The following is an 18133-nucleotide window of genomic DNA, read 5'->3' on the forward strand; positions in this document are numbered from 1 at the left end:
CGGCGGTCACCAGGTCAGCAAGCCAGGACGCCCTCGCACCCGATGCTGACCATTTGCTGACCTGAGTGGCCCCGCTACGCCTCTGAACCGCACAAACGCCCGCATGCTAGATCTTGGCCTTGAACAGAGTACGCAGCATTTGGGACTCCTGGAAGACGGCTCCCTGCCAGCTTTCTGCAGGTCAAGGGCGTTCTTCACTCTACACTGGCGCGCGTCGGACTCGAAGATCTCGAAGAACATCGGTTCACTCCGGAGAGATGGCTCCCGGCCTGCGCTTCCGTGCGAGCCAGGCTGCTGTGACGCCGCCGGCCAATCGCCTGTTCGGACAACCGTCTCGGAATGTGCGGGGACTGATGCTGATCAGATGCTGACTTACCTGACGACACATCAGGCACATGAGGGGGCACAGGACGACTCGCTTCCCCCCGGGAGCACCCGAAGCTTCCTCGCCGTGCTCAAGGGTGGTTTCCAGCGGCCCGTTCTGCCACTCGGCCATGCCGTCCATGACCTTGTCGGTGATGGTGGAGATGGTCTGCTTGGACACCTCGGCGCCGTACACCTCGGCGAGATGAGCCGATATCTCGCCGTGCGTGAGTCCCTTCGCGGACAGGGACAGCACCATTTCATCCACCCCGGTCAGGCGCCGCTGCCGCTTCTTGACGATCTGCGGCTCGAAGCTGCCGGCGGTGTCCCGGGGCACCTTGACCTCGACCGAGCCGACGCCAGTCAGCACGGTCTTCGCCCGGGTGCCGTTGCGGCTGCTGCCGTTGTTCTTCCCCGCCGGATCGTGCTTCTCGTAGCCGAGGTGATCGGTGATCTCACCCTCCAGGGCCGACTCCAGCACCCGCTTGGTCAGCATCTGCTGGGGGTTGCCCCCTGCAGGGACAGTCCGTCCTCGCCGGTCGGCTGCAGCCCCTCACTGCGGGCCCGGTCGACCAGCATCGCGACGAGTTGCTCGTCCGACGCAGCCGACGGCATCGCACCACCGACCGGCTCCTTCACGGACTCATGCTCGATCGTCGTCTCGCTCACTTGGCGTCTCTTCCTTGATCAGCAGATCCGCCGTTGTTTAGACACTCCCCCCTGCCAAATTCTTGTGTTCAGCGACTGGTGCCAGGGGGCATGGGGTCGGGTCCCCGTCGGCTTGGCGGTGAAGCGGAGGGCATAGACGTCCCGGTCATGGTCGGGAACGGGGCCGAGGTAGTCGTGGCCGGTCTTGTAACACCAAGCGGGCAGGTCGAGCGGGTCGGCAGGGTCGGTGGCGATGACGTGGACGACGGTGCCCGGCTCGGTGCCGTCGATCTCCTTGCGCAGGCGCATCAGGAGGGTGACGCAGAGCAAGCCGATGCCCGTCAACTGTCATGCTCAGCGCGAGGGTGTCGGGGTTCATGGGACTCATCGGCGGTACGCGGTGCCGGAGACGAGGCCGAAGTTCCAGCTGTCATCGCGCTGATGAGCTCCCTGCAATCAACCCCCGCTGCTCAGGGGTGTGACGCTCGGCCCTTCTCTGAGCCAGGTGCGGACTGTGCCGCGCAGCACGGCCAGGTTCTGGGCGACTTGGAAGGTTTGTCGCATACCCAGGCTGCACGCGGGCGCCGCAGCACCCGCGTGCAGCACTTCACTCTGGCTGCTGACCTGTCTCGCTGCTGTCGAAACGGGGCACGCTCAGCAGTCAGGTCGACACGGCAATCAAGATCGCTATGGTCAGTGACCGCCCGTCGACGTGACGTCCATTCGCTTGGTGAAGGTCTTGCCACCGTTCTTCGACTCGTAGACGCCGTCCTGTGTGGCCACCAGGACTCGCTCGGCGTCGACCGCGGTCAGCGCCTGCGGCTGGCCACCGGGGGCTGTACCCAGTTTCTTCCAGGTGTCCCCGGAGTCCGCGCTGCGATGGAGCGCTCCCGAGCCGTCGATTCCGTACAACGTGTCCGGCGCGCCCCAGGAGACGAAGTAGAGCACTGGCTCGGCACCGTCGGCAAAGGTCTTGCCGCCGTCGGTGCTCTTCGCCACGCCCGCTTCGGTGGTGGCAAAAAGCATCTGCGTGTCATCGGGGTTGACGGCGATGTCGAGGGCCGACAGTGTCGCGCGATCCTGCCACTTCACGCCGTCCTTACTGACCCGCACCTTGCCGTTCGTGCTGTCGTAGCCGTAGATGGTGCCGTCGGCGTACTCGAGCGCGTGGAAGTCGACCTCGCCGGACAACGACTTGGTCTTCCACGTCTTGCCTGCGTCGGTGCTCTCGACCAGTCCCTTGTTCGCGGGGCCCTCGGCATCGGGCGCCGGGTGTCCGCTGGCCAGGAACGTCTTGGCCTTGGCGACCGTGAAGCCCATGTAATCGTCGCGGCTGTCGCCGACCCGCTGCGGCTCGTTGTTCTCGTCCGGTGTGAAGACGCCTTCGTGGGTGGCGACGTACAGCCGGTCGTCGGCGGGGTCGATGCCGACTCCGTGGATGTGGCTGACCGTCGAAAAGGGCGATGTCTGAGCCTCTCCGGAGCCGCCGCCGTCCCCGGAACAGGCCGTCAGGGTGAGCGCGAGGGCCGCAGAAGCGGCGATGGTGAAGTACTGCTTCCTCATGGTGTCCTGTCAAGTTCGTGCAGGCCAGGCGGAAGGACGCACCGGGCCAGGTGGGAGGGGCGGATGCCGTCACGGCCTCGGTGGGACTCGCGACGGCATCCGCGGGGTGTGGGTCGGATCAGGATCAGAGCCTGTCGAGGATCTTCTGCAACTGCTCGATCTCGACGGACTGGTTCTTCACCACGTCACCGGCGAGCTTCTTCGCTGTGGCGTTCCTGCCGTCCGCCTGCTCGTCCTCAGCCATCTCGACCGCACCCTTGTGGTGGTCGATCATCAGCTGGGCGAACATCCGGTCGAACTCGGTGTCCTTGGCCGCCTTGAGCTTCTCCATGTCCTCGTCGGACATCATCCCGGCCATCCCCGAGTGGTCCATCCCGCCGGAACCATGGTCCATTCCGGGCATGCTCTCTTCGGCCGACTCCGGCTTGCCCCACGCCTTGAGCCAGGACTTCATGGTCTGGATCTCAGGATCCTGGGCCTTCTCGATCTCCTCGGCCAGAGTCTTGATCTCCGCGTCGGAGGCACGGCCGTCCGCGAGCTTCGCCATCTCCAGGGCCTGCTCGTGGTGGGGGATCATCATCTGCGCGAACATGACGTCGGCGTCGTTGAAGGCGCCCGGCGCCGGGTTCTCGCCCGCGTTCCGGGCGTTCTGGGTGGCGGACACGGAGCTCTCGCCTCCGCGGTCCGCGCCCTTCGTGTCGTTTCCGCCGCAGGCGGTGAGCAGCAGTCCTCCCGCCGCGACGACGCTGACGAGCGCGACCCGGCGGCGGTTCGAGCGGCCGAGGGCACGCTTGTAGACGATCATGTGAAAGACACCTCGTATGGTCGGTCAGGTTTGCGGATTTCGTGGCACGAGCGGGAACGCGAGCGCACTGATACGCCCGCGTGACCCGGGGGCCTATATCCGCAGGACCGACAACTGAGCGAGGACTGTTCTGGGCAGCAGCGGATCGGGCCGCGCCGGCGCTACGGCCCGCCCGGGAAGGCCGACTGCCCAGTCAATGCGGCCGATCAGCGCTGCGTACAGCAGAGCGGCGAACGCCCAGGTGCCGAGGACTGCCACGCAGAGCGCGGTCATGTCCATCCCCATCCCCGCGGGATGGGGGTCCACCGACTGCGGCGGGCTCGCGATGGCGCTTGAAGCGTGCGGCGGCAGCCCCGATGACGGACTGCTCTCGGCGGAGTCGTGCTCCACTGCTGGGGCCGGCACGTCGATGTGCGCCGATTCCGCGGCGGTGGTGTGGCCGACGCCACTCATCCCAGAGCCTGAGGCATCTTCCGGATGCCCCAGGGTGTGCATGACGAAGACACCGAGTGCGAGCACGACAACCAGCAGGAGGTGCACCAGGGCACCGCCTGCTCGCAGTCGTCTGCTCGCGTCCATGTGGCACCTCCGCCCTCGACCCTACCGAAGCCGTGGCGGACCCGTCGGGAGAGGTGGGCCGTACAAGGTCCGGCACCGGCTGAGCCAGATGTCGTCTGCGCCGCAGGTGGCCGGGCCGGTGGTCGCGGCGCGGCCCACGAGGGCGCGCAGCGCTTCGCGGGTGGTGACGAGTTCGGCCAGGCGCCGGTCGATGTCGTCCAGGTGAGCGTGGATCAGTTCGGTGACGTGGGTGCAGGGTGCATGGCCGTCGTCGCGCAGGGCAAGGATCGAGCGGATCTCGGCGAGGGTGAGGCCCGCGCGCCGGCGTCGCGGACGAACGAGAACCGGGTGACGGTGTGGTCGGGGTAGTCGCGGTAGCCGCCCGGGGTGCGGGGTGGCGCAGGCAATAGACCACTGTCCTCGTGGAAGCGAAGGGTCTTGGTCGTCAGCCCGGTGCGGGCAGCGAGGTCGCCGGTGCGCATATCTCCAGGCCGGCCCTTGACCTTCCTGTGCACTGGGACCTTCCTGTGCACTGGAAGGTCTACCGTCAGGTGTGGAGATCGAGCAGTGGGCTGGGAGGACGAGGCGGATGCGGATCACGGTACTCACGGTGGCGGACTGCCCGAACGCACGACCCGCGCTGGAGCGGGTGACCGCCGCGCTGGGCGGACGAGCAGCTCGGGTGGAGCTGCTCGAGGTGTCCGATGAGGCGGAGGCCGCCCGGCTGGGCATGTACGGGTCTCCGACGATCCTGGTCGACGGCACCGACCCGTTCGCGCCACCCGGTGCCGCGCCCAGCCTGTCGTGCCGTCTGTACCGGAACGCCGACGGCACCGTGTCCGGCGTGCCGGACGAGATCGCCCTGCGCCAGGCCCTTGCCGGGGCGGCGGCGCCCGGACCTTAACCCGCGTGACGAGATCACCTGCGCAGAGGCGCCGAGCGAGCGTCAGCCCTGAGGACGCAGACCCGTCAGGGTGACAGCTACGAGTCGCCGTACCGCGGCCTTGGACGGCAGCTCTCCCGCCCCGGCCAGTGCGTGCAGGCAGTACCCCGTCAGCTCGTCCGGCGTGACATCGTCCCGGACCTCGCCCGCCTGGACTCCCTCGGCCAGCAGGCCCCTGACGAAGTGGCGCAGATGCTGCTCGGCGTGGGCCGCATGGCCCCCGCGATGCAGGAGTGCCGAGAGTTCCGCCCCGTGGCCGTGCCGCTGCTGCTGGATGAACGCGTAGCGTTCCAGCACCGCCGCCAGCCGTGCGCCAGGGGTGTCGGAGCGGCCCCTGAGGTCGGCGAGTTCGTCGAGGTGGCCGGCGATCTGGCGTTCATGCCATGCAGCCATGATCGACTCGACGTCCGGGAAGTACTTGTACAACGTGGCCCGTCCGATGCCGCTGCGCTCGGCGATCCGCGACATCGTCACGCCCCGCAGCCCCTGCTCGGCCACGAGTTCGGCCGTGGTCTCCAGCACCGTGTCGCGTACGGCGCGGCGATGCTCTTCGATCGTCTCGTTCCACAGCTTCGGCACCCCAGCAGTGTACGTGACGACGGTGTCCATACATAGTGACTTGACGTAGACACTGTGTATCGATAAATCTTGTCGACATGGAAGAAGAGACACAGCCCACTCCAGGTGCGCGGAGCAGCCGCGCGGCACCACCCGGCACCCCACGCTGGGTGAAGGTCTCCGGGGCTGTCGCCCTGGCAGTGATCGCCCTGCTCCTCGCCCTGCACCTCACCGGCAGCGGCATGGGGCCCGGTATGCACGGCGGTAGCGGCTGATGGCGATGCCGCCCGCCCTGCGCAAACTCGCCCTCACCGCGCACATCGCGTCCTCGGTCGGCTGGCTCGGCTCGGTCGCCGCCTTCCTGGTGCTGGCCGTCGCCGGCCTGACCAGCCAGGACGCCCAGCGGGTCCGTGGGGCATACCTCGCCATGGAACTGACCGGCTGGTACGTGATCGTTCCCCTGGCGCTCGCCTCACTGCTGACCGGGCTCGTCCAGTCGCTGGGTACGCCGTGGGGGCTGCTGCGCCACTACTGGGTGCTGGCGAAGCTCGTACTGACCGTCGTGGCCACGTTCCTGCTCCTGCTGCACATGCAGGTGGTCGACCACGTGGCGGGCGCCGCGGCGCGGGCGAACCTGTCCGGCGGCGACCTCAGCCACATGAGGTCCCCACTCGTGTTCGACGCCGCTGCGGCCGTGGCGGTGCTGCTCACGACCACGGCCCTCTCGGTCTACAAACCGCGCGGCCTCACCCGGCACGGATGGCGGGTGCGGAACGAGGGGCGAACCGATCGGGCGGGTGGCGCCACCGGATCCATGGCGGTGCCACCGGCGCGCGCTTGACCCACCCACCCGTGGTCCGACCCGGCTCGGCGCCAGCGGCCCGGCACAGTCCGTTCTCAGGTGGGGTACCAGCGGTCGAGATGAGCGCGCAGGCCCTTCCACCTGCACACCCCGTGCCACGTACCCGAAGTATCCGTCGGGGCGAACCAGGCCGTGGGGGACGTGTGGCCACCGGCTCTGCGCACCGAGCCGGTGGACGGTGAGCGGGTCCTCCCGGCCGCGGGTGACCGGGGCGAGACGCCCGCCCGGCCAGAGGTGAGGCGGCCCCGCCCGGCAATAGGTGATATCCCGGTCCGGTCGTTCTCGACCGGAGGCCGCGCGGCAGATCAGGCAGCCGGTCCCCCGCCTTCGGCCCCCCGGTCTCGACTTCGCCCACCCGGGGCACCCCCATCGGGATGAACGCGGACCCGTGCTGGAGGCGGGACTGCGCCGGTAGTGGATGTCCGGCTCCGAGACCGTACGGAAGACGCGCCCGCTGTCGCCATGCCCCATACCGCCGGACGGCGAGCTGCCGCCGGGGCCGCGTGTCCGCCCGTGTGCGTCTCGTCCATGCCGTGCCTGATCTCGACGAAGACCTCGTCGGGGGCGCCGGTGACGCCGTCGATCCGGTCGTCGAGGAGGGCAACTCATTCGTCGTCGTAGGCGAGGGTCTCCTTGGGGTCCTCGACGGTCAGGGGTGCGTGCAGGCCCCGGCCGCGCTGGACGCCGACATGCGGGTGGAAGAAGTAGGTACCGGGGGCATCGACGGTGAAGCCCCCGGTCCCCTTGGTGGCTTAGCCCAGTGGCAGCCCGAACGGTCTCTGCCCACACCGCTCGCGGTGATCGCGAAGGTTCGCAGAAAGGGAAGGCCGGGGCGGTCGGCCCGCATGCCTGCCTGCCCTGCTTCTGACAGCACCACACCGAGGGAATACCCCCAGGGGGTATACTGTTGCCGTGGGTCGAGAGGGGCCGGCAACCACGCCTCTCCCGTCGACGCCCCACGCATCCGCACTTCGAGGGAGAAGCCTTGACCACCGAGACGAACTCCGGCTCCTGCTGCGGCACCGGTTCCCGCGGCTCCGACGACACGATCACCGTCCAGGGCGCTGATGTCACCACCGTCTACAAGGTGTCCGGTATGACCTGCGGCCACTGCGAGGGCGCGGTCTCGAAGGAGATATCGACCCTGGAGGGCGTGACCGCGGTCCAGGCCGTCGCCAAGACCGGCGAGGTGACCGTCACGTCCGCCGCCCCGCTCGACGAGGGGACCGTGCGCGCTGCCGTCGACGAGGCGGGCTACGAACTCGTCGGCCGCGTCTGAGTGGTCTGCCGGACTTCCGGGCCCGGCAACACGAATTCTTTCCCGTGCCGGGACGTACCGCTCCGCTGATACGGGCGCTGTGCGCCCCGGCCTTCCTCTACCGTCTCCGGCGGCCACTGAGCACCAGGGGAGAAGAGAAACGATCATGACGAGTCACGAGCACCACCACGACGCTCAGCACGCGCTCCTCGACGACGCGCCGGCGGCCGATCACGCTGCCCACGCCGGGCACGCGGAGCATGACATGACCGAGCACGATGGGCACCACGGGTCCGATCACGCCGGCCACGCAGGTCATGCGCACCACTCGGGTGGCGGCGCACACGGTGATCATGCAGGGCAGTTCCGGCGGCTGTTCTGGACGATGCTGGTGCTGGCCGTGCCCGTCGTGGCGTTCTCCGGCATGTTCGCCTCACTGCTGGGCTACCGGCTGCCGCAGGCCGACTGGGCGACCTGGATTTCGCCGCTGCTGGGCACCGTGATGTACCTGTGGGGCGGTCGGCCGTTCCTCACCGGTGCGGTGTCCGAGACACGGTCCCGTCGGCCGGGAATGATGCTGCTGATCTCGCTGGCCATCACGGTGGCGTTCGTCGCCTCCTGGGGCGCCAGCCTGAGCATCCTCGGTCACCACCTGGACTTCTGGTGGGAACTGGCCCTGCTTGTGGTCATCATGCTGCTCGGCCACTGGATCGAGATGCGCTCGCTCGCCCAGACGACCTCGGCCCTGGACTCCCTGGCCGCGCTGCTGCCCGACGAGGCCGAACGGCTCGACGGCGACCAGGTCGTCACCGTGCATCCGGGTGAGCTGCGGGTGGGCGACACCGCCCTGATCCGGCCCGGTGGCAGCGTCCCCGCGGACGGCCGGATCGTTGACGGTGCGGCCGAGATGGACGAATCGATGGTCACCGGCGAGTCCCGGACGGTACGCCGCGGCGTCGGCGACCACGTGGTGGCCGGCACCGTCGCCAGCGACTCCGGCCTGCGGGTCGAGGTCACCGCCACCGGCGAGGACACCGCGCTCGCCGGTATCAGGCGCCTGGTGACCGAGGCGCAGAACTCGTCTTCACGCGCGCAGCGGCTGGCCGACGTCGCCGCGGGGTGGCTGTTCTGGTTCGCCCTCGGCGCGGCTGTCATCACGGTCCTGGTGTGGGCCCTGCTGCTCGACCGATCGGATGACGCAGTCACCCGCACGATCACGGTGCTCGTGATCGCTTGCCCGCACGCACTCGGCCTTGCGATACCGCTGGTGGTGTCCATCGCCACCGAACGCGCCGCCCGCGGCGGAGTCCTCGTCAAGGACCGGCTCGCGTTGGAGAGCATGCGCACCGCCACCGCGGTCCTGTTCGACAAGACGGGCACCCTCACCAAGGGCGAGCCGACCGTCATCGCCGTCGAACCAGCCTCTGGACTCGCCGGCGACGAAGTGCTCGTGTTGGCCGCCGCGGCCGAAACCGACAGCGAACACCCACTGGCCAAGGCCATCGTCCGTGCGGCCCGCGAGCGCAACCTCGACATCCCTCAGGCGAACGGCTTCACCTCGGAACCGGCCCTCGGCGTCACCGCCATCGTCGACGGCCGGACGGTCAGGGTCGGCGGCCCGCTGCTGCTGGACGAGGAGCACCAGCAGGAGCTCGGGGCAGTCGAGCAGTGGCGGGAAGAGGGCGCCATCATCCTGCACGTACTGCGTGACGGTGTGGTGATCGGAGCCCTGAAACTGGCCGACGAGATCCGGCCGGAATCCCGCCAGGCCGTCGACGCGCTGCACCGGCGAGGCATCGAGGTCATCATGATCACCGGCGACGCCCGAGCGGTCGCGGAATCGGTCGGCGACCACCTCGGCATCGACCGGGTGTTCGCCGGCGTCCGGCCCGAGGACAAGGCAGCCACCGTCAAAGCGCTGCAGGTCGAGGGCAAAACGGTGGCCATGGTGGGCGACGGCGTCAACGATGCCCCCGCACTGGCCCAGGCCGACATCGGCATCGCCATCGGCGCCGGCACCGACGTGGCCATCGCCTCCGCCGGGGTCATCCTGGCCAGCGACGACCCCCGCTCCGTCCTGTCGGTGATCGACCTGTCGCAGGCCAGCTACCGCAAGATGAAGCAGAACCTGTGGTGGGCCACCGGCTACAACCTGCTCTCCGTACCACTCGCCGCCGGCGTCCTGGCCCCGATCGGGTTCGTCCTTCCCATGTCGGTCGGCGCCGTCCTCATGTCGCTGTCCACCATCGTCGTCGCCCTCAACGCCCAACTGCTGCGCAAGCTCGACCTGCGGCCAGGCGCGACCCGCGGATGACCGGGACACGGCAACGCCGTTGAGCAACGACCCTCCCGAGCGGGGGCCTGGGCAAATGCCTCGGCCTCCCCCCGCCGGCGCTGGTACCCGGCCCGCGCCGGGCAACTGACGCCGCCCGTGCCGCTGCCGGCCGACTCGCCCGCAGCGGCCCCTGCGCAAGGCCCGCTGCGGGCGCACGATGGAAGATGTACGGGCACGCCTGGAAGGTGATCGTCATGATGTGGCACGACGGTGGCTGGGGCTGGGGCGGCTGGTTCTTCATGGCCGTGTTCATGGTGCTGTTCTGGGCGCTGGTGATCGCCGGCATCGTCGCGCTCGTCCGGTACCTCACCGGCACCCACCACGACCGCCAGTCCGGAAGGCCCTACTCCACCGGCGAGCCGGGATGGGGAAGCAAACGGGCCGAGGACCTGCTCGCCGAACGGTTCGCCCGCGGGGAGATCGACGAAGACGAGTACAAACAACGGCTCACACTGCTGCGGGAGCACCGGTGAGCGCAGACCGCCGACGCGGGATGTGGCCGGCCATCGGCGGGGCGATCGCCGCGCTGGTGCTCGGCATCGCCACCACGGTGCTGCTGGCCGCCACCGGCGCTTTCCGCAGTGCGACTCCCACGGCGGCCTGGCGGGCGCCTGGTGCACGGTGCAGCGCGCCCGGCCTGCCCGGCCATGTGGTGGACGTGACTGCCGGCGACATGGGAACGGGCATGATGAGCGGCGGTCCTGGCGGGTACGGCATGCGCATGATGCGCCTGGCGCTCCAACCGTCCACGGTCCCCGCGGGCGTGATCTCGCTGCGGGTGTTCAACACCGGCTCCCTCGCGCACGAGGTGGTGATCCTGCCACTGCCCTCAGGCCACGGCGCTGGGGAGCGCCCCACCGGTCCTGACGGGAAGGTCAACGAGGCGGGCAGCCTGGGCGAGGCGTCCCGCGGCTGCGCGGCAGGCGCCGGTGACGGCATCGCCCCCGGCGCGATCGCCTGGACCAGGCTGCCCCTGCCTCCCGGGCGTTACGAGCTGGTGTGCAACTTCCCCGGCCACTACCTCGCAGGCATGTACGCCGAACTCGATGTCACCAGTCGGTAGCGGACTCCGGCAGCATCTGCCACGCCCGCAGTGGCAAGGTCACCCCGAAGTACCACACCCCACGCATCACGCTCGTCCTCCAGCTCCGCGCCGAGCTGGAGGTCAAGACCCTCGCCGACCGCGGCCCTGGCCGCCCCTGGCAGAACGAAGGTTCTTTGAAGGGCGCTATGCCCCCAGGACAACCCCCGCGTCCCGCAGGAGCGCGGCAAGGTCGTCGGGGATGGGCATGGGGGTGGTGAGCCCTACGCGGGTGCGGCCGGTGTTGCCGGTCGAGTACTGGCCCGCCGCGGAGCCGGGGGCCGCGACCATCAGCCGCACGAACTGGCCGAGGACTTCGAACGCGTCGCGGTCGCGGAGGGCGAGGCGGAGCATCACCGCGTGGGTGCGGGTGTGGGCGCCGGGTCAGGGCTGAGACAGGATGTGGGCGCGTTCGATGGCACGCCAGCGTTGGGGCATCGGCCCCGGCGTGCGGACGGTGGTCATCTCGGCGGTGTAGCCGGGTTCGAACAGCAGACCGGACCCGATGCCGAGCAGGCTGCCGACCGGCTTCGAGTCGATCAGGTAAACCAGTCCGTTGGCACCGGTGACGACGGCGTCGAGGGCGAGGAAGCGGCGCAGCATGGTCTGCGGGTGGTCGGTGCGGGAGAGCGCGCCGAGCAGGGTGGTGGCGGACATACCGATCAGCCTCCGTCGAGGTCGAAAAAGCTGGTCAGGGGCCGTGGCCTGGGCGGAGTGCGCCGCCCAGACCACGGTGACTCCCACCTTGCCCGGTTCCGCACGAAGGGTCGATTACCACTGAGGTAATGAGGCAGGTCAGACCATGGATGCCGAATCGGGCCCGACCCGCGCGGCGGCCGCGCGAAGGGCCGCGAGCACCGGGGCCATCGGCGATGTACGTCTGGTCGGACTACGTGCGGTGGAACCAGCAGGTGGAGACCCGGGCCGTCCTGGCCGCGGGCGAGGCGTGCCGTGCCCTAGTGACCCGGCAGCAGAGCACGGGCGGGGCCCGGCCCAGGGGCCTGCAGGACGCGGGCGGCAGGGTCGGCTTCCTGATCCGCGACCGGGACGCAAAGTGCAGGCAGGCCTTCGACGCCGTGTTCGCCGACGCCGGGCTGGAGGTCGTTACCAGCGGCATCCGTATGCCCCGGATGAACTCCCCCATGGAACGGTGGATCCAGACCTGCCGGCGCGAGCTGCTGGACCGCACCTTGATCTGGAACCAAAGCCACCTCCTGCACGCGCTCCGCAAGTTCGCATCGTTCTGTAACGGACATCGGCCGCACCGGGCCCTGGGTCAGGCCGCCCCACTTCGCCCGCTGCCCGAACCACTCACCGCACCAGGACAGATCGCGCACCTGAAGATCCACCGACGAGACCGGCTCGGCGGCACCCTGCATGAGTGCCATGCATGCCGCCTGAACAGGCCGGATGATTAATCGACACCCGCAGTGCCGGAGACGGGCCGCACACTGAGGCGGCCCGCGGCGCCGCGCTGTCGCGTTGGCAGTGCTTCGGGGCTGTGAAACGCTGGCTGCAGGGCGCATATATCCGGTACCTCCATATCGATCTCGAACGGGTGAGACCGGCTGCCTCCCAGGAGTCCCCCGGCTCCAGGCTCCCGTTCGGGAGTAAGGAGCAGCCATGACGACGACCGAGCATGCTCACGACCGCGGCGAGCACAGTGACCCCACCTTGTACCGCACTCCGGCGGACGCCGTCGCCGCACCCCCGGAGAAGCTCGCCTATGTCGTCGGTTTCGACCCGGCCGCACAGCGCGCGGACGCGTTGTTCACCGTCGGCACCGACCCCGAATCCCCCGTATACGGCCGCGTGACCTCCCAGGCCGAGCTGCCCGACCTGGGCAACGAACTGCACCACTTCGGCTGGAACGCCTGCTCGAGCGCGCTGGCGCATGCCGGTCATCATCACGCTGCGCGGCGCTACCTCATCGTCCCCGGACTGCGCTCCTCCCGGCTGCACGTCCTCGACACCGGCCCCGATCCCGCCCGTCCGCGCTTGGTCAAGGTAATCGAGCCCGAGGAGCTGGCCGCCAAGGCCGGATACTCGCGCCCGCACACGCTCCACTGCGGCCCCGACGGAATGTTCCTGTCCTGCCTGGGTGGCGCGGACGGGGCGGACGGGCCCGGCGGCGTCGCGCTGCTGGACCACGAAAGCTTCGAAGTGCTGCGCGCCTGGGAGAGCGACCGCGGACCGCAGCGGCTCGCCTACGACCTCTGGTGGCACCTGCGCCAGAACATCGCTGTGACCAGCGAGTGGGGGACCCCCTCGATGATCGAGGACGGCCTCGTCCCCGAACTGCTGCTGGATCGCCGCTACGGCCACTCACTGCACTTCTGGGAGCTGGACTCCGGCCGGCACCTGCAGCGCGTCGATCTGGGGGACGAGAACCAGATGGTGCTGGAACTGCGCCCCGCGCACGACCCCGAGGCCACGTGGGGGTTCACCAACACCGTGGTCAACGTGGAGGACCTGTCGGCGTCGGTGTGGCTATGGAACCGGGAGGGCGAGGAGTTCGCCGTCCGCAAGGTGCTCACCGTCCCGGCCGAGCCCGCGCAGACGGAGGACCTGCCCCCGGCGCTGCAGCCGTTCGGCGCCGTGCCCCCATTCATCACCGACATCGACCTGTCGGTGGACGACCAGTGGCTGTACGTATCCGCCTGGGGAACCGGCGACCTGCTCCAGTACGACGTGAGCGACCCGTTCCATCCCAGGCAGACCGCGTCCGTGCGTCTCGGCGGCGTCGTCGGCCGACAGCCGCACCCCGCCGAACCGGACACTCCGCTGACCGGCGGAGCGCAGATGGTCGAGCTCAGCCGCGACGGGCGGCGCGTGTACCTGACGAACTCCCTGTACGCCGCCTGGGATGCGCAGCTCTATCCCGCGGGCATCGACCCGTGGATGGTCAAACTCGACGCCGACACCGCGCACGGCGGGCTCTCCGTCGACAGCCGCTTCTTCCCGCACGGCCCGGACTTCCTCGGCCTGTCCGTGCACCAGATACGCCTGCAAGGCGGCGACGCCTCCTCGGATTCGTACTGCTACCGCCGCTGACCGCTTGTGCTCCGCGAGCATCGGCGCCGGCGCTCGCGGCGGTTGCCGCCGCGGTGGTGAGGCCTCTGCCTGTCATGTCGGTCCCTGGGCGTTCCGGGCGTCGGACAGCACGGCAAGCCCCCTGGATGCCAGCAGCTTCGCGCTGACCGCGTGCCCCACGCCACCAGGCCACGCCGATCTCAGGCGTGCTCGACCCCTGGCAATGCCCGCCCGGAACAGCCGCAGCCTGCACAGTGAACTGCTTCCAACCTGACGGCGGCGTCCGTCAGTTGGGCGGCTCTGCAACGTGCTGAAGCTCCTGGTGGGAGGTGTCACGACCAAGATCCACCGTGCCTTGCCAGGAGCTTCGCGCGCTTGTCACTCGTCGGCGATCGATCTGTCCACCGCGCACGTGCGCTACCTGAGCCGTGAACTGGCGACTCGACGCCGGCAGATCGGGACCCGATGGCGGCGACTGACTGTGGGACGTCAGGCTCTGCTCGCCCTGGCCCACCTGAGATGCGGTGACACTCCCCCAGCCTCCGGCCGGGGGCACCCCCAACGTTCCGACGAGGCGATGGTGACGGCTCGTACGAAAGCGCACGTAATCCTCGACGGCACCGTGCGCCGCAAGGCGCTTGAAGACCGGGTGGGGGTGAAAGGACCCCGCAACCGGGCTGTCACAGCAGTCCGGTTGAAGCTGAGGGCAGCCTGATCCGGGGGACGCCGGTGAGGCATCGGACCGTTCCCTGGCGTCAGGGGGTGGTTGCTGTCGGGCTTGGTGAGGGTCGACCTGGGCGATGAAGCCCGGCGGTACGCGGTGCGCAGGTGGTCGGGGGCAGGGGGGCCGGTTCGTCCGAGGGCCGGTGGCATCAGCCCGTGGCGGCCCGCTCGATCAGATCCGCGGCCGTATGCAGTCCGTCGCGCGTCCGGATCGTCTCACCGGCCTCGGTGAGGGTGCGCCGCAGAGTCGTATCGCCGAGCAGACGGCCGATGGCACCGTGGAGTTGGGCGTCGGTGAAGCCGTACGGGTCGAGCCGGACGCCGTAACCCAGTTCGGCCATGCGCTGGGCGTTGTCGTACTGGTCCCAGAACAGCGGCAGCAGGATCATGGGTTTGCCGAAGTGGAGGGCCTCGGTGGTCGTGTTGTTGCCGCCGTGCGTGATGACGAGGTCGACCAGCGGAAGGATCTGGGGCTGCGGCAGGAACTCCTTGCCCCACATGTTCGGCGGCAGCTCGATTTCCTCGTGCAGTGGGCCCTTGGAGACGATGTAGCGGTGCGGGGTGAGGGCGAGCGAGGCGATGACCTTGCGCATGAGGTCCACGTCGGCTGAGCCGAGCGAGCCGAGGCTGAAATAGATCAGCGCACCGCCGTCGGCCAGGCCGGGCGGCAGCGTGAACCTCTCCTGCGTCTCGCGGACCGAGGAGTCCAGCCGGTGCCAGGTGGGTCCCAGCGGACGGGCGTCCGTGTAGTCGGCCGACTCGGGATAGACGTACAGGTTCAGATCGCCCTCGTGAATGAACTCCAGGTCGGGCAGCGGACGCGCGCCCTGCTCGGTCACCCAGACGCTGAAGTCGCTCCACAGGCTCCGGTGCGTGTGGTCGTACTCGGCGCGGAATTCGTCCCACTCGCTCCGGTCCCCGGCCGGATACCCGGAGAACGGCGGTGGAACGTGCTCGCCCTTCATCTCCAGCGGGTTGCAGGAAACGATCCGCACGAAAGGAACGCCCGCTGTGGTCAACGCCGGGAAGCACACGACGTTGTCTTCGACGATCACATCCGGCTGGACCCGGTCGATGATCTCCTTCATCTGCGGCTCGCAGTACCGGGCGCCGGAGATCAGTTCCTCCCACACCGGCTTGATCCAGGTGCCCAGCTGCTCGATGGTCGGCTTCCGGAACTCGGGCGCGGTGCTGCGTATGAAGTCTTTCCAGAACTGGCCCGCGTCCTGGGGTTGTTCGGGCGGCGGGGCCAGCTCGACCAGGTCCTCCTCGAAGTCGAGCGGCGCGAGGCGGCCCTTCCAGGACGCCTCCGCGGCGAACACCACACGGTGCCCCCGGCGGCGCAGGACACCCCCGATCCCTACGCAGTTGTTCGTCGGCCCGTACGCGCTCTCCGGGGCGAAGAGGATGGTCAGGGGCCGTAACGATCTTCCCGTGGGTGACAAGCCCAACTCCTTTACCCGCGACGGCGGTTCCGAAGTCTCGCACCGGATCCGGATGCCGGGCAAGACCGCCGGAACCGCCGCCCTCGGACCGCTGCGAGTGCTACCGCGACCTCTCGGGGCACGTCCAAGGAGTGCGTCGCGGCGGGTCATCCGGGCACGAGCACGGCGGCACCGCTGACCCGGTCGGCGGCCAGGTCCCTCAGAGCCTGGGCGGCGCGGCTCAACGGATACGGGCTGACGGTGACCCGCATACCGATCCGCGCGGCCGTGTCCAGGAAGTCGCGGCCGTCCTGCCGGGTGTTGGAGGTGACGCTGCGCAGATTCCGCTCTTCGAAGAGGTGACGGCGGTAATCGAGCACGGGGATGTCGGTGAGATGGATGCCCGCCACGGCGAGCGTTCCCGAACGGTCCAGTGCCTCCAGCGCCACGGGCACCAGATCCCCTACCGGCGCGAACAGGATCGCCGAATCCAGTGGTTCGGGCGGGCGGTCGTAGGCGCCGCCCACGGAGGAGGCACCCAGGTCGAGGGCGAGTTCACGGGCCCGTGCCGAACGGGTCAGCACGTGCACGGTTGCCCCTTCGGCCAGGGCGACCTGCGCCGCCAGATGGGCCGAGGCCCCGAAGCCGTAGATCCCGAGCCGGCCGTCGGGTGGCAGGGCGCTGCGGCGCAGAGCCCGGTAGCCGATGATCCCGGCACACAGCAGCGGTGCCAGCAGCACGGCGTCCTGGCCGTCCGGGAGCACGTAGGCGTAGTCCGCCGGAACCAGGGTGACATCGGCGAAACCGCCGTCCGCGTCCCAGCCGGTGTAGAGGGAGGCCGGGCAGAGGTTCTCGCGACCGGCCCGGCAGTAGCGGCATCGGCCGCAGGTGCTGCGCAGCCACGCCCCACCGGCTCGGTCGCCGACCCGGAACCCCGTGACGGACTCGCCGACGGCGGCCACGCGGCCGACGATCTCATGACCGGGAACGGTCGATGCCCGGTGCGGGCGCAGGTCGCCTTCGGCAAGGTGCAGGTCCGTGCGGCAGACGCCGCACGCCTCGACCCTCAGCAACAGCTCACCGGGCCCCGGCGAGGGCACGGTACGCCGCACGGACACCAGTGGGCCGTTTGCGATCGGACCAGGACTCTCGACAGCCCACCCGGTCAGCATGTTCGAAGCCGACGCGCGCACCATGCTCCCAGCCTGGCGCCGGCCGACAGGTCCGGCAAACGCTCGCCACAGCACGGCAGGCCGCAACCGCACGCCGCTCGGTGCGGCAACGGCCCTCGGCCGTTCGGGCGGCACCGCCATGCTGGCCGGCCGGGTGGGATGACCGTCGGGTTGATCACGCCGGGAAAGGTTCGTTCGTGCCGTCCGCGCCGCCGCCGTACAGGGGGCACCGGTACCCGGTGGAGATCATCTTCACTGCGTGTGGCGGTACTTCCGCTTCCCGCTGTCGTTCCGCGAGGTCGAGGAGCTGCTTTTGGCCCGCGGCGTCATCGTCTCCCACGAGACCGTCCGACGGTGGTGCGCGAAGTTCGGGCAGTCCTAATACTCCAGCAGTACTTCGCGTCTTGACCTGCGCGGTTGTCGAGCGGTGGGAGTGTAGCGAGCGATCGTGTGGCCCGGGCCGGTTGTCGGTTCAGAACGCTGAGCGCACGCGGGTGCCTTCGGAGTAGCGGCGCGTATTCCTCGCGGAGGGCGCCGTCACGGTTGGCGGCGCGAGGCCCCGACCCTGACCGGTCGGGGCCTCGCGCCCCTTTGTCCGTCCGTCCCCGGTCCGAGGAAGGCCGGGCACTATGTGTATTGATCACAAGCGTTGCCGACGTTCACAGCCCGGGCCCCGCCGTTCCGCAGGCCGCATCCCGCCACCCTGACGATCTCCAGCGCGAGGTCGTCACCCGCGACGGTCAGAACCTGCTTCACGCATGCGAGGGTCGGAACGACCACCTTTCCTCGGACGTGTTCCGGTTCCTT

At 69.4% G+C, this 18133-nt stretch carries 19 protein-coding genes and 5 pseudogenes; 10 read left to right on the plus strand and 14 right to left on the minus strand.

Annotated features, from left to right (window positions below; all coding sequences use genetic code 11):
- Positions 1–466: 466 nt before the first annotated feature.
- The 7 genes and pseudogenes from PYS65_RS03000 to PYS65_RS35350 form a co-directional block, all read right to left on the minus strand.
- Positions 467–978: pseudogene (locus tag PYS65_RS03000) on the minus strand (transposase); the annotation flags it as partial.
- 72 nt (positions 979–1050) lie between these two features.
- Positions 1051–1356, minus strand: coding sequence for a sulfurtransferase TusA family protein (locus PYS65_RS03005; RefSeq protein WP_279332184.1), 306 nt, complete (start codon positions 1354–1356; stop codon positions 1051–1053).
- A 348-nt stretch (positions 1357–1704) separates the two neighbouring features.
- Positions 1705–2574, minus strand: a complete 870-nt coding sequence (locus tag PYS65_RS03010; RefSeq protein ID WP_279332186.1) for a F510_1955 family glycosylhydrolase — start codon at positions 2572–2574, stop codon at positions 1705–1707.
- Between the two features lie 124 nt (positions 2575–2698).
- Positions 2699–3379 (minus strand): DUF305 domain-containing protein, encoded by a 681-nt coding sequence (locus tag PYS65_RS03015; RefSeq protein ID WP_279332187.1) that lies wholly within the window; start codon positions 3377–3379, stop codon positions 2699–2701.
- A 93-nt stretch (positions 3380–3472) separates the two neighbouring features.
- Entirely contained in the window at positions 3473–3958 is a 486-nt protein-coding gene (locus PYS65_RS03020; protein WP_279332189.1) for a hypothetical protein, read from the minus strand.
- Between the two features lie 21 nt (positions 3959–3979).
- Complete coding sequence (locus PYS65_RS35345) at positions 3980–4234, minus strand: MerR family DNA-binding protein (RefSeq protein ID WP_279337829.1); 255 nt, start codon at positions 4232–4234, stop codon at positions 3980–3982.
- On the minus strand, positions 4171–4419 hold the full coding sequence (locus tag PYS65_RS35350) for a MerR family DNA-binding transcriptional regulator (protein WP_279332190.1): 249 nt from the start codon (positions 4417–4419) through the stop codon (positions 4171–4173). The genes PYS65_RS35345 and PYS65_RS35350 overlap by 64 nt, the downstream gene beginning before the upstream one ends.
- A gap of 107 nt (positions 4420–4526) precedes the next feature.
- Here PYS65_RS35350 and PYS65_RS03035 point away from each other — a divergent pair, with 107 nt between their 5' ends.
- Positions 4527–4841 (plus strand): hypothetical protein, encoded by a 315-nt coding sequence (locus PYS65_RS03035; RefSeq protein WP_279332192.1) that lies wholly within the window; start codon positions 4527–4529, stop codon positions 4839–4841.
- A 42-nt stretch (positions 4842–4883) separates the two neighbouring features.
- Here the strand turns inward: PYS65_RS03035 and PYS65_RS03040 are convergent, their stop codons facing one another.
- Entirely contained in the window at positions 4884–5459 is a 576-nt protein-coding gene (locus tag PYS65_RS03040) for a TetR/AcrR family transcriptional regulator (RefSeq protein ID WP_279332194.1), read from the minus strand.
- Positions 5460–5536: 77 nt separating this feature from the next.
- Between PYS65_RS03040 and PYS65_RS03045 the strand changes: the two genes are divergently transcribed.
- On the plus strand, positions 5537–5713 hold the full coding sequence (locus PYS65_RS03045) for a hypothetical protein (RefSeq protein WP_279332196.1): 177 nt from the start codon (positions 5537–5539) through the stop codon (positions 5711–5713).
- Entirely contained in the window at positions 5713–6279 is a 567-nt protein-coding gene (locus PYS65_RS03050; protein WP_279332198.1) for a hypothetical protein, read from the plus strand. The genes PYS65_RS03045 and PYS65_RS03050 overlap by 1 nt, the downstream gene beginning before the upstream one ends.
- Positions 6280–6905: 626 nt before the next feature.
- Here PYS65_RS03050 and PYS65_RS35080 read toward each other — a convergent pair.
- Positions 6906–6986 (minus strand): annotated as a pseudogene (locus PYS65_RS35080) (hypothetical protein); the annotation flags it as partial.
- A 299-nt stretch (positions 6987–7285) separates the two neighbouring features.
- Here PYS65_RS35080 and PYS65_RS03060 point away from each other — a divergent pair.
- Entirely contained in the window at positions 7286–7579 is a 294-nt protein-coding gene (locus PYS65_RS03060) for a heavy-metal-associated domain-containing protein (protein WP_279332199.1), read from the plus strand.
- 97 nt (positions 7580–7676) lie between these two features.
- Here PYS65_RS03060 and PYS65_RS03065 read toward each other — a convergent pair whose 3' ends face one another.
- Positions 7677–7913 carry a hypothetical protein gene (locus PYS65_RS03065; RefSeq protein ID WP_279332200.1) on the minus strand — a complete coding sequence of 79 codons (237 nt, stop codon included), beginning with the start codon at positions 7911–7913 and terminating at the stop codon, positions 7677–7679.
- A 30-nt stretch (positions 7914–7943) separates the two neighbouring features.
- Here PYS65_RS03065 and PYS65_RS03070 point away from each other — a divergent pair, with 30 nt between their 5' ends.
- The 3 genes from PYS65_RS03070 to PYS65_RS03080 all read left to right on the plus strand — a co-directional run bounded on the left by PYS65_RS03070 (position 7944) and on the right by PYS65_RS03080 (position 10956).
- On the plus strand, positions 7944–9872 hold the full coding sequence (locus tag PYS65_RS03070; RefSeq protein ID WP_279332201.1) for a heavy metal translocating P-type ATPase: 1929 nt from the start codon (positions 7944–7946) through the stop codon (positions 9870–9872).
- A 215-nt stretch (positions 9873–10087) separates the two neighbouring features.
- The gene (locus PYS65_RS03075; RefSeq protein ID WP_279332202.1) at positions 10088–10366 is read left to right on the plus strand and encodes an SHOCT domain-containing protein; all 279 of its coding nucleotides are present in this window, start codon (positions 10088–10090) and stop codon (positions 10364–10366) included.
- Positions 10363–10956, plus strand: coding sequence for a sulfocyanin-like copper-binding protein (locus tag PYS65_RS03080; RefSeq protein WP_279332204.1), 594 nt, complete (start codon positions 10363–10365; stop codon positions 10954–10956). Before PYS65_RS03075 ends, PYS65_RS03080 begins: the two co-directional genes overlap by 4 nt.
- A gap of 165 nt (positions 10957–11121) precedes the next feature.
- On the opposite strand, the pseudogene PYS65_RS03085 reads toward PYS65_RS03080, so the two are convergent.
- Positions 11122–11343, minus strand: a pseudogene (locus PYS65_RS03085) (DUF3703 domain-containing protein); the annotation flags it as partial.
- Positions 11344–11358: 15 nt separating this feature from the next.
- Positions 11359–11631: a hypothetical protein gene (locus tag PYS65_RS03090; RefSeq protein ID WP_279338167.1), complete on the minus strand. Its 273-nt coding sequence runs from the start codon at positions 11629–11631 to the stop codon at positions 11359–11361.
- Between the two features lie 344 nt (positions 11632–11975).
- Here PYS65_RS03090 and PYS65_RS03095 point away from each other — a divergent pair.
- Positions 11976–12392: pseudogene (locus PYS65_RS03095) on the plus strand (integrase core domain-containing protein); the annotation flags it as partial.
- 205 nt (positions 12393–12597) lie between these two features.
- Positions 12598–14028 (plus strand): selenium-binding protein SBP56-related protein, encoded by a 1431-nt coding sequence (locus PYS65_RS03100; RefSeq protein WP_279332206.1) that lies wholly within the window; start codon positions 12598–12600, stop codon positions 14026–14028.
- 851 nt (positions 14029–14879) lie between these two features.
- Here PYS65_RS03100 and PYS65_RS03110 read toward each other — a convergent pair.
- The gene (locus PYS65_RS03110; RefSeq protein WP_279332208.1) at positions 14880–16175 is read right to left on the minus strand and encodes a glycosyltransferase; all 1296 of its coding nucleotides are present in this window, start codon (positions 16173–16175) and stop codon (positions 14880–14882) included.
- Positions 16176–16321: 146 nt separating this feature from the next.
- Complete coding sequence (locus PYS65_RS03115; RefSeq protein WP_279332209.1) at positions 16322–17350, minus strand: zinc-binding alcohol dehydrogenase family protein; 1029 nt, start codon at positions 17348–17350, stop codon at positions 16322–16324.
- Positions 17351–17523: 173 nt separating this feature from the next.
- Between PYS65_RS03115 and PYS65_RS03120 the strand changes: the two are divergent.
- Positions 17524–17699 (plus strand): annotated as a pseudogene (locus tag PYS65_RS03120) (IS6 family transposase); the annotation flags it as partial.
- Positions 17700–18133: the final 434 nt, after the last annotated feature.

The sequence above is a fragment of the Streptomyces cathayae genome, assembly GCF_029760955.1.
GTDB lineage: Bacteria > Actinomycetota > Actinomycetes > Streptomycetales > Streptomycetaceae > Streptomyces > Streptomyces cathayae.